General features: G+C 73.2%; 8 protein-coding genes, 1 rRNA gene and 1 pseudogene. 7 read left to right on the top strand and 3 right to left on the bottom strand.

Annotated features, from left to right (window positions below; genetic code table 11):
* Positions 1-111: 111 nt before the first annotated feature.
* The 3 genes from ACFVGO_RS36395 to ACFVGO_RS36385 form a co-directional block, all read right to left on the bottom strand.
* Positions 112-825 carry an IclR family transcriptional regulator gene (locus tag ACFVGO_RS36395; RefSeq protein ID WP_030246527.1) on the bottom strand — a complete coding sequence of 238 codons (714 nt, stop codon included), beginning with the start codon at positions 823-825 and terminating at the stop codon, positions 112-114.
* Positions 826-1,095: 270 nt separating this feature from the next.
* A 5S ribosomal RNA gene (gene rrf, locus ACFVGO_RS36390) occupies positions 1,096-1,212 on the bottom strand.
* 87 nt (positions 1,213-1,299) lie between these two features.
* Positions 1,300-1,782 carry a nuclear transport factor 2 family protein gene (locus ACFVGO_RS36385; protein WP_359914348.1) on the bottom strand — a complete coding sequence of 161 codons (483 nt, stop codon included), beginning with the start codon at positions 1,780-1,782 and terminating at the stop codon, positions 1,300-1,302.
* Positions 1,783-1,980: 198 nt separating this feature from the next.
* Between ACFVGO_RS36385 and ACFVGO_RS36380 the strand changes: the two are divergent.
* The 7 genes and pseudogenes from ACFVGO_RS36380 to cydD all read left to right on the top strand — a co-directional run.
* Positions 1,981-2,529: pseudogene (locus ACFVGO_RS36380) on the top strand (sigma factor); the annotation flags it as partial.
* 295 nt (positions 2,530-2,824) lie between these two features.
* Positions 2,825-3,613 carry a response regulator transcription factor gene (locus ACFVGO_RS36375; protein WP_359914346.1) on the top strand — a complete coding sequence of 263 codons (789 nt, stop codon included), beginning with the start codon at positions 2,825-2,827 and terminating at the stop codon, positions 3,611-3,613.
* A gap of 12 nt (positions 3,614-3,625) precedes the next feature.
* Complete coding sequence (locus tag ACFVGO_RS36370) at positions 3,626-5,125, top strand: HAMP domain-containing sensor histidine kinase (protein ID WP_359914343.1); 1,500 nt, start codon at positions 3,626-3,628, stop codon at positions 5,123-5,125.
* Positions 5,126-5,362: 237 nt separating this feature from the next.
* Positions 5,363-6,280, top strand: coding sequence for an LAETG motif-containing sortase-dependent surface protein (locus tag ACFVGO_RS36365; RefSeq protein WP_380636415.1), 918 nt, complete (start codon positions 5,363-5,365; stop codon positions 6,278-6,280).
* Positions 6,281-6,774: 494 nt separating this feature from the next.
* On the top strand, positions 6,775-8,319 hold the full coding sequence (locus tag ACFVGO_RS36360) for a cytochrome ubiquinol oxidase subunit I (RefSeq protein WP_380358035.1): 1,545 nt from the start codon (positions 6,775-6,777) through the stop codon (positions 8,317-8,319).
* Between the two features lie 33 nt (positions 8,320-8,352).
* On the top strand, positions 8,353-9,378 hold the full coding sequence (gene cydB, locus ACFVGO_RS36355; RefSeq protein ID WP_359914335.1) for a cytochrome d ubiquinol oxidase subunit II: 1,026 nt from the start codon (positions 8,353-8,355) through the stop codon (positions 9,376-9,378).
* 4 nt (positions 9,379-9,382) lie between these two features.
* Positions 9,383-12,907, top strand: coding sequence for a thiol reductant ABC exporter subunit CydD (gene cydD / locus ACFVGO_RS36350; RefSeq protein WP_380636412.1), 3,525 nt, complete (start codon positions 9,383-9,385; stop codon positions 12,905-12,907).
* Positions 12,908-12,927: the final 20 nt, after the last annotated feature.

Raw genomic sequence — 12,927 nt, 5'->3', positions numbered from 1 at the left:
GAAAACGGACGGCCGGAACGAGAGAAAAGCCGGCGCCCGAGGAGGTCTCTTCCTCGGGCGCGGCCCGTTCCGTCGTGTCCGTCGGCCGTCGTGTCCGTCGGCCGGATTCCGTCAGCTGCGGCGCAGGGCCTCGGTGAGCCGGTTGGCGGCTTCGATGATGGCCTGGGCGTGCAGCCGGCCCGGGTGGCGGGTCAGGCGCTCGATGGGGCCGGAGACGGAGACGGCGGCCACCACGCGGTTGGACGGCCCGCGGACGGGGGCGGAGACGGACGCGACGCCCGGCTCCCGCTCCCCGATGGACTGGGCCCAGCCGCGGCGGCGGACGCCGCTGAGCGCGGTGGCGGTGAAGCGGGCGCCCTGGAGGCCTCGGTGGAGGCGCTCGGGCTCTTCCCAGGCCAGGAGGACCTGGGCGGCGGAGCCGGCCTTCATCGGCAGGGTGCTGCCGACGGGGACGGTGTCGCGCAGGCCGGAGAGTCGTTCGGCGGCGGCGACGCAGATGCGCATTTCGCCTTGGCGGCGGTAGAGCTGCGCGCTTTCCCCGGTGACGTCGCGCAGGTGGGTGAGGACGGGGCCCGCGGTGGCGAGCAGTCGGTCCTCGCCGGCGGCGGCGGAGAGTTCGGACAGGCGGGGGCCGAGGATGAAGCGGCCCTGCATGTCCCGGGTGACCAGGCGGTGGTGTTCGAGTGCGACGGCGAGTCTGTGGGCGGTGGGGCGCGCCAGACCGGTGGCGGCGACCAGCCCCGCCAGCGTGGCGGGGCCCGACTCCAGTGCGCTGAGCACCAGAGCGGCCTTGTCGAGAACGCCGACGCCGCTAGTGTTGTCCATAGCATGATATTGCAGTCTCAGTTGGCGAGACGCAAGTCCGTTTCGATGTTCGCCATCCTCTCAGATACCCGCAAAGCGGCTCTTCCGGGACTCCGCGTCTCACATGCCGGATGTGCCGGAGGGTGTGCCGAGGCACCGGAACCGCGCGCGGCGAAACGGCGGGGGGAGCAGTGGGGGGAATGGCGGGAGAAACGGTGGGGGGAACGGCAGGGGAAATGAAAAAAAGCCCCTGCCGTGTCACTGTCGGACACGGCAGGGGCCGTAAGGAGAATTCGGCGGCGTCCTACTCTCCCACAGGGTCCCCCCTGCAGTACCATCGGCGCTGAAAGGCTTAGCTTCCGGGTTCGGAATGGAGCCGGGCGTTTCCCTCTCGCTATGACCACCGAAATGATCGGGCCGGGCAATTGCTCGAAAGCATTGCCTTCGCCTCGCTGCAAATCATAGCAGGAGGGAAAACGAGGGGATTCCGCGGCCTCAGCGGCCGGCGTCCGCCGGGCCGGCCCCGCGGACCGGCCGGGCCGGGTCCGGTGCCGAGCCGGGCAGCGGGCTGGTGTCCAGGTACCGGGTCTCGTAGACCCGCTCGGTGAACCGCCAGCCGTCCGCCGTGCGCCGGTACCGGTCGTGGTAGATCGCGTGGTTGATCCCCTGCCGGCCGTCCTTGAGGCGCGCGAGCTCGTAGATGTGGGCGCGGCCGGTCGCGGTGTCGCCGTCGATCACGACCGCCCCCGGGTGGGTGTTCTGGATGAAGAAGTCCCACTGCTCCTGGAGCTTCTCGCCGCCGGCCCGGATCTGCTCCGGGCCGGTCAGCTCGATCGGGACGTCGGGCATCCGCAGCACGCCGTCGGGGGTGAACAGCGCGGCGAGGCGGGCGCGGTCGCGCATCATCACCGCGTCGGTGAACTCGGCCTGCAGGGCCGTGATCTCGACGCGGTCGGCGATCGCCTGGAAGTCGTTCATCGGGTTCTCCGTTCCGTTCCACCGGTACGACGGACAGGACAGAACAGCCGCTCGATATGTGACATGAGCGGGAAGGCGTCACATCCCGGGCCGCCGCGCTGTCATAGGAGGAGCGGAGAGCCGTCGAGTCGAAGGGGTGGGGACAGGGTGCGGGAAGCAGGGGGCGGCACCACGACCGAGCCGGGCCCGGGCGCGATCATGGGCGAGCGGCGCCGGCTGATCGACCTGGCGTACCGGCTGCTCGGTTCGCCGGTGGACGCCGAGGACGTGGTGCAGGAGACGTACGCCCGCTGGTACGCGCTGCCCCGGCGGGAGCGGGAGGCGATCGTCTCGTCCGGCGGCTGGCTGACCACGGTGGCCAGCAGGATCTGCCTCAACCGGCTCGGCTCGGTCCGGGTGCGGCGGGAGCGCCACGTCGGCGGGTGGACCCCCGGGCCGCTGCCCGCGCGCCGGGAGTGGACGGACGCCGCGGCCGACCCCGCGGCCGATCCGGCCGGCCCGGCGGCCCCGGCGGCGGACCCGGCCGACCGGATCACCCCGGACGGGACGGTGAGCACGGCCTTCCTGGTGGCCCTGGAGGCCGTGACCCCGGCCGAACGGGTCGCCTTCGTCCTGCACGACGTCTTCGGCCACCCCTTCGTCGAAGTGGCCGCGATCGTCGGCCGCAGCCCGGCCGCCTGCCGCCGGCTGGCCGCCTCCGCCCACCGCCGGATCCGGGCCGCGCAGGCCCCGGCCGCGCCGGGGGCCTGATCAGCCGCGTCCGGCGGGTGCGCCCCCGGAGAGGCTCCGGCCGTGGACACAGGGGCGGCCGATCCGGAGTCGTGCGCGGGCATGAGGCGCGTCGCGCCGGGCGGGCGGGGCCCCCGTCCGGCGCGCGTCCGTCGTGTCCACGCCCGTGCGCACACCATCGAGCCCACCCCTGTGCGCCGATCGTCCAAAAACCGACCGATAAGGTGTTAATCCAACATTCATCCATGCCGCATAGCCTCCGGGGGCTAGCCTCATGCTGAACGTCATCGTCCGACCGGGAGGCGAAAGCCCCGTGCAAGGCACTGTCACCACACCAGGCGGCTCCACGGTGGCCGGGGGCCAGGGCGAAGCGTTCCTGCTCGTCGTGGACGACGAACCCAACATCCGCGAGCTGCTCTCCGCCTCGCTGCGCTTCTCCGGCTTCCGCGTCGCCTCCGCCGCCAGCGGGACCGAGGCGCTCGAACTGGTCGCCGCCGAGCGCCCCGACCTGGTCGTGCTCGACGTGATGCTCCCCGACCTCGACGGCTTCACCGTCGTCGAGAAGCTGCGCGAGCGCACCAGCCGCGGACAGATAGCCGGCCCGGCCCACGGGCACCCCGGCGACCACCTGCCGGTGCTCTTCCTCACCGCCAAGGACGGCGTCGGCGACAAGGTGCAGGGCCTGGCCGCCGGGGCGGACGACTACGTCACCAAGCCGTTCAGCCTGGAGGAGCTGATCGCCCGGATCCGCGCGATCCTGCGCCGGGCCGGCGGGCCCGCCGAGGACGGCCGGCTGATCGTCGCCGACCTCAGCCTCGACCCGGTCGCCCACGAGGTCACCCGGGGCGGCACCCCGGTCTCGCTCTCCCCGACCGAGTTCAAGCTGCTGCACTACCTGATGGCCAACGTCGGCCGGGTGGTCTCCAAGTCGCAGATCCTCGACCACGTCTGGGCCTACGACTTCGGCGGGGACCTCTCCATCGTCGAGTCGTACATCTCCTACCTGCGCCGCAAGCTCGACTCCGGCCCGGCGCACGGCCCCAAGCTGATCCACACCGTGCGCGGCATCGGCTACGCCCTGCGCCGCCCCCCGCAGGGCTGACCGGGTCCGCTCGTGCTCGCCCGCTTCTCCGCCCGGATGTCGCTGCGCGCCCGGCTGCTGGTGCTCGTGCTCGCCCTGGTCACCACCGGGCTCGCGGTCAGCGACACCTTCGTGCTCGGCACCGTCCGGAGCCAGCTGGTGCAGCAGCTGGACGAACAGCTCCAGCGCTACGGGCCGCCGCTCTCCCGCAAGCCCCCGGGCCAGCTGACCGCGCAGACCGCCGGCCGGCCCGCCGTCGCCGGCCGGCGGGTCAGCCTGCCCAGCCAGTACCTGGTGCAGTACCTCTCCTCGGACGGCAAGGTCCAGGCGCTGATGCGCCAGCCCGTCTCGGACAGCGACCCGGCGCCCCAGCTGGAGGGACTGGACCCGACCCGGACCGCCCCCGACGTCCCCTTCGACCTGCCCGACCAGCGCGGCCAGCACCGCTGGCGGGTCCTGGTGCTGCCGCTCCAGACCCCCCGCGGGCAGGCCGCCAACCCCAGCGCGTACGCCTCGCCGGCGGTCACCCCGACCCACGTCATGGTGGCGGTCTCCCGCGAGGACATCGACGCCACCCTCGGCAAGCTGCGCACCTCCTTCCTGGCCATCGGCGGCGGCGTCCTGGTGGTGATCGCCGCGCTCGGCCTCTTCGCCGTACGGGCCGGGCTGCGGCCGCTGCGCCGGATCGAGGAGGGCGCCGAGCGGATCGCGGCCGGCGAGCTGTCGCACCGGATGCCGGAGCTCTCCCCGGGCACCGAGGTCGGCCGGCTGTCGGTCGCGCTCAACGGGATGCTCACCCAGATCGAGGCGGCCTTCGCGGCCCGCGCCGAGTCCGAGGCCCGGATGCGGCGCTTCGTCGCCGACGCCTCGCACGAGCTGCGCACCCCGCTGGCCGGGATCCGCGGCTTCGCCGAGCTGTACCGGATGGGCGGGCTGCCGGCCGAGGCCGACGTCAAGCGGACCATGACCCGGATCGAGAGCGAGGCCGACCGGATGGGCGCCCTGGTCGAGGACCTGCTGGTGCTCGCCCGGCTGGACGAGGAGCGCCCGCTCGACCTCGCCCCGATGGACCTGCGCACCCTCGCCGCCGACGCGCTGCACGACCTCACCGCCCTCGACCCGAGCCGCCCGGTCGCGCTCACCGGCCCGGCCGGCACCGGCGCGCCCGGCGCCGCGCCCGTCATCGGCGACGAGGCCCGGCTGCGGCAGGTGGTCACCAACCTGGTCGGCAACGCGGTCAAGCACACCCCGCCCGGCACCCCGGTCCGGATCGGGGTGGGCAGCGTCCCCGGTGGCGTCTGCCTGCTGGAGGTCGCCGACTCCGGCCCCGGCCTCACCGAGGAGCAGGCCCAGCGGGTCTTCGACCGCTTCTTCCGGGTCGACCCCTCCCGCAGTCGCGACAACGGCGGCGGCGCCGGCCTCGGCCTCGCCATCGCGACCGCCCTCACCCGCGCCCACGGCGGCACCCTCACCCTGCACACCGCCCCGGGCGAGGGCGCCACCTTCCGCGTCGAACTGCCCTGCCAGCACTGACCGGATTTCCGGCGGGTTCGCCCGAATGTCGGGAATTCCGGCCTTTGTGAGCGGACCGCCCCCGACTTTGTCGACTCGTCAATTCCCCGGCGAACCAGGAAGACACGGCGCCCGGTCATTGCCGGAATCCGGCATGGAGCGTCAAGAATGCGTATGCCTATGATCGGTGCTGCCCGGCCGTCGGAAAACTCTTCCGGCCGAGGCTTTTGCTTTCCTGCAGGCCCGAAAGGGGTCATTGTGAAACTCCGCCGTTCGCTGGTCTCGGCCGCCCTCGTCGCCGCCGTCGTCTCGCCCGCCGTGGTGCTCTCCGCGGCACCCGCCTTCGCGGAGTCGGCGTCCGCGGCGCAGACCCGGAGCGACAACGGCTCGATCGCCGAACTGGAGCGGGCCGCCGCCGACGCCGCCAAGGCGTACACGGCGGCCGTCGCCAACGAGGCCAAGGTGCGGGCCGAGACCTCCGCCTTCCTCGACAACTCCCAGCCCTACCAGGGCACGTACGAGGAGGCCAAGGCCGCCGCGGTGACGGCCGCCGCGGCCAAGGACGCCGCCAGGAAGGAGGCCGAGGCGGCCTCCGACGCGTTCCGCGTCGCCACGGAGGAGGAGCTGCCCGCGGCCAGGGAGCGGCTGAACAAGGCGTACGCCGCCGCGAACGCCGCCAGCGCCGCGGACACGAAGGCCAAGGCCGCCGTGACCGCCGCCAGGAACGCCCTGGACGACGCCCGGGTCGAGGCGTTCCGGCGGATCCACACGGCGGACCAGGCCACCAAGGCCGCGGCCGCCGCCAAGGCCGCCGCGGACCAGGCCCTCGCCGAAGCGAGGGCGGCCGCCGAGAAGCCGGTCGAGAAGCCGGTCGAGAAGCCGGCGGAGCAGCCCGCCGAGAAGCCGGCGGAGCAGCCCGCGGCGGTCACCCCGGTCTCCAACACCACCACCACGGCCAAGACCGGCACCACGGGCAAGTCGACCGTCTCGACCACGTCGGGCACCTCGACCACGTCGACCACCCGGGCCGCCACCGGCTCGACCACCGAACTCGCCGAGACCGGCTCCAACCCGGCCACCCCGTATCTCGCCCTGGGTGCCGGCCTCGCGATCAGCCTCGGCGCCGCGGCCCTCTACGTCTCCCGCCGCAAGCCGGCCACCCGCCCCACCTCCTGACCCACCCCGGTCGCGCCCGCTCGGGAGGACGGCGCGACCACCCCGGAACCGCAGGACAGGCCCCGGCCCGTCCTGCGGTTCCGGCGTTCCCGGCCCCGGACTCCGGATCGGGTGCACCCGGCGGAGCCGTCGCGGGGTTCACGCCGGCCGGGCGCCGGTAGCACGCGGATCCGGCCGGGGCGACCGGGGCGCGGGCCTGTCAAGCGCCGGTTCGGCCAACAACTTCCGGTCGTCCGCCCCGTCGTTCGTTGCCCCGGCCCGCGGGGGGTCCGCAGACTGTGCGGACCGCACCGCGGCCGTGGCGCAGCGCACCGGGCTGTCAAACACACCCCACCTGCAGTTCCCTCGTAAGGATGGTGGATACTGCTCCTTGTGAACGTGTTCACGTTCACAAGCGGACAAGCTTGCGTGGTTGAGCAACGGTCTACGGCTATAGATGAAGTTTGTCCGGAAGATGCCCGTCGTCACGCGGGCAGGTTGGGAGAGAGGGCGACGTGGAACTGGCAATCGCTCACGAGACCATCGCGCGATGGCAATTCGGCATCACCACCGTCTACCACTTCCTCTTCGTCCCGCTCACGATCAGCCTGGCCGCGATCGTGGCCGGTCTGGAGACCGCCTGGGTGCGGACGAACAAGGAGAAGTACTTCCACGCCACCAAGTTCTGGGGAAAGCTCTTCCTCATCAACATCGCGATGGGCGTGGTCACCGGAATCGTCCAGGAATTCCAGTTCGGCATGAACTGGTCCGACTACTCCCGCTTCGTCGGTGACGTCTTCGGCGCCCCGCTCGCGATGGAGGCGCTGATCGCCTTCTTCTTCGAGTCCACCTTCATCGGCCTGTGGATCTTCGGCTGGGACAAGCTGCCGAGGAAGATCCACTGCGCCTGCATGTGGATGGTGGCCCTGGGCACCGTGCTCTCCGCCTACTTCATCCTGGCCGCCAACTCCTGGATGCAGCACCCGGTCGGCTACGCGATCGACCCGGTCACCGGCAAGGCCCAACTGACCGACGTCGTCAAGGTGCTGTTCCAGAACACCACCCTCGTGGTCGTCTTCCACACCCTGACCGCCGCCTTCCTCACCGGTGCGGCCTTCGTCGTCGGCATCGCCTCCTTCCACCTCTGGAAGGCCAAGCGCAAGCCGGAGACCGCCGACCCGAAGAAGACCGCCGCGATGCGGACCTCGCTGCGGCTCGGCCTGGTGCTCGCGGTGGTCTTCGGCGCCGGCACCGCGCTCAGCGGCGACACCCTGGGCAAGGTCATGTTCGAGCAGCAGCCGATGAAGATGGCCGCCGCCGAGGCGCTCTGGGAGACCCAGGCGCCGGCCCCGTTCTCGGTCTTCGCGGTCGGCGACGTCAGCAAGGGCCACAACTCGGTCGCCCTGGAGATCCCCGGAATACTCTCCTTCCTCGCCCACAGCGACTTCAGCTCCTCCGTCCCCGGCATCAACGACACCGCCGCCGCCGAGGCCGCCCAGCACGGCGGCGACCCCAAGGACTACATCCCGAGCATCTTCGTCACCTACTGGGGCTTCCGCCTCATGATCGGCTTCGGGATGACCTCCTTCCTGGCCGGCCTGATCGGCCTGTGGACCACCCGGAGGAAGCTCTTCCTGCGCCCCGAGTTCCGCACCGGCGAGACCGAGGTGCCCCGGCTGATGCTCACCCCCAGGCGCGAGCTGGGGCCGCTGCTGACCAAGTGGAGCTGGCGGATCGGCATCCTGACCATGGGCTTCCCGCTGATCGCCAACAGCTTCGGCTGGATCTTCACCGAGATGGGCCGTCAGCCCTGGGCCGTCTTCGGCCTGATGACCACGGCCAGCGCCGTCTCCCCCAACGTCGGTGTCGGCACCCAGATCGGGGCGCTGGCGACCTTCACAACCCTGTACGCGATCCTCGCGGTCATCGAGGTCCGGCTGCTGGTCAAGTACGCCAAGGCCGGCCCGGTGGTGACCGAGCAGCCGCCCACCAAGGACCCGTCGCTGCGCGGACCGTCCTCGGACGAGGACGCCGACAAGCCGCTCGCCTTCGCCTACTGAGGCGCCGGGACACCGGGGAACTGAGGATCTGACATGCAACTCCACGACGTCTGGTTCGTGCTGATCGCGGTCCTGTGGATCGGCTACTTCTTCCTGGAGGGCTTCGACTTCGGGATCGGCGTGCTGACCAAGCCGCTGGCCCGCAACACCGCCGAACGGCGGGTGCTGATCAACACCATCGGCCCGGTCTGGGACGGCAACGAGGTCTGGCTGCTGACCGCCGGCGGCGCCACCTTCGCGGCCTTCCCGGACTGGTACGCGACGCTCTTCAGCGGCTTCTACATCCCGCTGCTGGTCATCCTGGTCTGCCTGATCGTCCGCGGTGTGGCCTTCGAGTACCGGGCCAAGCGCGACGGCGCCCGCTGGCAGCGGAACTGGGAGGAGGCCATCTTCTGGACCTCCCTCCTCCCGGCCTTCCTCTGGGGCGTGGCCTTCGCCAACATCGTGCGCGGCGTGGACATCGACGCGCAGAAGAACTACATCGGCACCCTCTGGGACCTGCTGAACCCGTACGCGCTGCTCGGCGGCCTGGTGACGCTCGCCCTGTTCACCCTGCACGGCTCGGTGTTCGCCGCGCTCAAGACGGTCGGCGAGATCCGCGAGCGGGCCCGCAGGGCCGCCCTGCTGTCCGGTCTGGTGACCGCCGTGCTGGCGCTGGCCTTCCTGATCTGGACCCAGGCCGACCACGGCAACGGCCGCAGCCTCGCCGCGATGATCGTCGCGGTGGTCGCCCTGCTCGGCGCCCTGGCGGCCAACCAGCTCGGCCGCGAGGGCTGGGCGTTCAGCCTCTCCGGGGCGACCATCGTGGCCGCGGTCGCGATGCTCTTCCTGGCGCTCTTCCCGGACGTCATGCCCTCCACCCTGAACCCGGAATGGAGCCTGACCGTCAGCAACGCCGCGTCCTCGCCGTACACGCTGAAGGTGATGACCGTCGTGGCGGCGATCTTCACCCCGCTGGTGCTGCTCTACCAGGGCTGGACGTACTGGGTGTTCCGCAAGCGGATCGGCGTCCAGCACATCCCCGGGCACAACCCGGCCGCCCCGCTCGACCAGGCCTGACGCCATGAAGCCGGTCGACCCCCGACTCCTCGGGTACGCCCGCACCACCAGGGCCTTCCTCGTCGGATCCGTGCTGCTCGGCGCGGTCGGCGCGGCCCTGGTGGTCGCCCAGGCGAGTCTGATCGCCGAGATCGTCGTCCGCGCCTTCCAGCGCGGGGCGACGCTCGGCGAGCTGACCACGCCGCTGCTGCTGCTCGCCCTGACGGCGGTCGGGCGCGGGCTGGTCGGCTGGCTCACCGAGCTCACCGCGCACCGGTCCGTCGCCCGGGTGAAGTCCACCCTGCGGCGCCGGCTGCTCGACCACGCCACCGCGCTCGGCCCGTCCTACCTGGCGGGCCGGCGCACCGGCGAACTCACCACCCTCGCCACCCGCGGCATCGACGCGCTGGACGACTACTTCGCCCGCTACCTGCCGCAGCTGGCGCTGGCCGTGGTCGTCCCGGTGATCGTGCTGCTGCGGATCGTCGGCGCCGACTTCACCTCGGCCGCGATCATCGCCGGGACGCTGCCGCTGATCCCGCTGTTCATGGTGCTGATCGGGATGGCCACCCAGTCCCGGATGGACCGGCAGTGGAACACCCTGGCCCGGCTCTCCCACCACTTCCTCGACGTGGTCGCCGGACTGCCCACCCTCAAGGTGTTCAACCGGGCCCGCACCCAGGCCGCCACCATCGCCCGGATCACCGCCGACTACCGCCGCGCCACCCTGCGCACCCTGCGGATCGCCTTCGTCTCCTCCTTCACCCTGGAACTGCTCTCCACCCTGTCCGTCGCGCTGGTCGCCGTCACCGTCGGCTTCCGGCTGGTGGACGGCACGCTCGACCTGGAGACCGGGCTGCTGATCCTGGTGCTCGCCCCCGAGGTGTACTTCCCGATCCGCCAGGTCGGCGCGCTCTACCACTCCAGCGTCGAGGGGCTGACCGCCGCCGACGAGCTGTTCCGGGTGCTGGAGACCCCGCTGCCCGCCGCCGGCACCACCCCGGCGCCGGACCTCGCGGGTGCCGAGATCGCCGCCGACGGCCTGGTCGTCCGGCACCCCGGGCGCACCGAGCCCGCCCTGGACGGCGCCGGGCTGACCCTGAGCCCGGGCTCCAGCACCGCGCTCACCGGCCCCAGCGGCGCCGGCAAGTCCACCCTGCTGGCCGTCCTGCTCGGCCTCACCGCCCCGGACTCCGGCACCGTCCGGATCACCGCCGCCGACGGCCGCGTCCACGACCTGGCCGAGCTGGACCCGCAGAGCTGGCGGCGGCAGATCGCCTGGGTGCCGCAGCACCCGCACCTGTTCGCCGGGACGGTCGCCGAGAACCTGCGGCTCTACCGGCCGCAGGCCACCGACGAGCAGCTGTGGACGGCGCTGCGGGCCGCGCACGCGCTCGACTTCGTGACCGACCTGGCGGCCGTCCTGGGGGAGGACGGCGCCGGGCTCTCCGCCGGGCAGCGCCAGCGCCTCGCCCTCGCCCGGGTGCTGCTCGCCGACGACCGGCCGCTGGTGCTGCTGGACGAGCCGACCGCCAACCTGGACGGCGCCTCCGAGGCGGCCGTCGTGGACACCGTCCGGGCGCTGGCCGCCGATCCGGCGCGCACCGTGCTGGTGGTCGCGCACCGGCCGGCCCTGCTGGCCGCCGCCGACCGGCGGGTACGGCTGGCGGGGCCCGCCGCCGCCCCGCCCGCCCCGCTCACGGACGGCCATCACCGCGGCGATCACCACGGTGGGAAGCGCGGCGGGAAGCACAGCGGGAAGCCGACCCCCGCCCCCGCCGTCGCCGAGGAGACCGGCCCCGAGGGCGGCACCACCCCCCGGCTGGCGCTCTCGATCCTGCTCGGCGCGCTCGCCCTCGGCTGCGCCGTCGCCCTGATGGCCACCTCCGGCTACCTGATCTCCCGGGCCTCCGAGATGCCGCCGGTGCTCTACCTGATGATGGCCGTCACCTCGGTACGGGCCTTCGGCATCGGCCGCAGCGTCTTCCGCTACGCCGAGCGGCTGGTCTCGCACGACGCGGTGCTGCGCACCCTCGGCACCCTGCGGGCCGCCGTCTACCGGCGGCTGAGCGCGCTCGCCCCGGCCGGACTGCCCGCCTTCCGGCGCGGCGACCTGCTCTCCCGGCTGGTCGCCGACGTGGACGCGATCCAGGACCACTACCTGCGCTGGCGGCTGCCGGCCGCGGTGGCCGGCCTGGTCGCGCTGGCCTCGACGGTGGCGATGACCGCCTTCCTGCCCGCCGCCGGGCTGGTGCTCGGCCTCGGGCTGCTGCTCGCGGGCGTGCTGGTGCCCGCCCTGGCCGCCCGCTGGTCGGCCGGTGCCGAACGGCGCCAGGCCCCGGCGCGCGGGCGCCTGGCCACCGCCGTGGTGGACGCCTTCACCGGCACCGCCGAGCTCACCGTGGCCGGCGCCCTGCCCGGCCGGCTGGCCGCCGTCCGCACCGCCGACGCCGCGCTGACCGGGCTGGCCGCCCGCTCGGCCGCCACCACGGCACTCGGCACCGGGCTGATCGCCCTGCTCACCGGGCTGACCGTGACCGCCGCGGCCGCCGTCGGCGTCCAGGGGGTGCGCGACGGGGTGCTGGCGCCGGTCTGCCTGGCCGTGGTGGTGCTGACCCCGCTGGCCGCCTTCGAGGCCGTCACCGGGATGCCGCTCGCCGTCCAGGCCCGCCAGCGCAGCCGCGCCGCGCGGGCCCGGCTGGACGAGGTGCTGAACGCCCCGGTGCCGGTCACCGAGCCGGCCGAACCGGTGGCACTGCCCGAGCAGCCGCTGCCGGTGGCGGTGCGCGGGCTGACCGTCCGCCACCCCGGGCAGGCGGTGGACGCGCTCGCCGGGGTGGACCTCGACCTCGCCGCCGGCCGCCGGATCGCCGTGGTCGGCCCGTCCGGCTCCGGCAAGACCACCCTCGCCCAGGCGCTGCTGCGCTTCCTGGAGCCGAGCGCCGGGACGGTGCGGTTCGCCGACGGCCGTCCACAGGCTGTGGACAGCCGCGCGCTGGCGGGCGAGTCCGTCCGCCGGGTGATCGGGCTCTGCGCCCAGGACGCCCACGTCTTCGACAGCTCGCTGCGGGAGAACCTGCGGCTGGCCCGGCCGGAAGCGGCGGAGGACGAGCTGCGCGCCGCGCTGGCCGGCGCCCGGCTGCTGGAGTGGACCGAGGGCCTGCCGGACGGCCTGGACACCATGGTCGGCGAGCACGGCGCCCGGCTCTCCGGCGGCCAGCGCCAGCGGCTGGCACTCGCCCGGGCCCTGCTCGCGGACTTCCCCGTCCTGGTCCTGGACGAGCCCGCCGAGCACCTCGACCTGCCCACCGCGGACGCCCTGACCGCGGACCTGCTGGCCGCCACCGAGGGCCGCACCACGGTGCTGATCACCCACCGGCTGGCCGGGCTGGACGACACCACGGTGGACGAGGTGCTGGTGCTGGACGGCGGGCGGGTGGCCGAGCGGGGCCGCTGGTCCGAGCTGGTCGCCGACCCGGACGGGCGGCTGCACGCGATGCGGCGGCGGGAGCGGGAGGCGGACGGACTGCTGGAGCCGGTGGGCCGCTAGCCGCGCGGCCCGCCGTACCG

The organism is Kitasatospora sp. NPDC057738, from assembly GCF_042798815.1.
GTDB classification, from domain to species: Bacteria; Actinomycetota; Actinomycetes; order Streptomycetales; family Streptomycetaceae; genus Kitasatospora; species Kitasatospora lactacystinica.
The sequence above is the reverse complement of the archived record's forward strand: the minus strand, read 5'-3'. Positions and strand labels throughout refer to the sequence as shown.

Coding starts and splice junctions, on each gene's coding strand:
- ACFVGO_RS36395 (WP_030246527.1), bottom strand. CDS start 825: ATGGACAACACTAGCGGCGTCGGCGTTCTCGACAAGGCCGCTCTGGTG.
- ACFVGO_RS36385 (WP_359914348.1), bottom strand. CDS start 1,782: ATGAACGACTTCCAGGCGATCGCCGACCGCGTCGAGATCACGGCCCTG.
- cydB (WP_359914335.1), top strand. CDS start 8,353: ATGCAACTCCACGACGTCTGGTTCGTGCTGATCGCGGTCCTGTGGATC.
- cydD (WP_380636412.1), top strand. CDS start 9,383: ATGAAGCCGGTCGACCCCCGACTCCTCGGGTACGCCCGCACCACCAGG.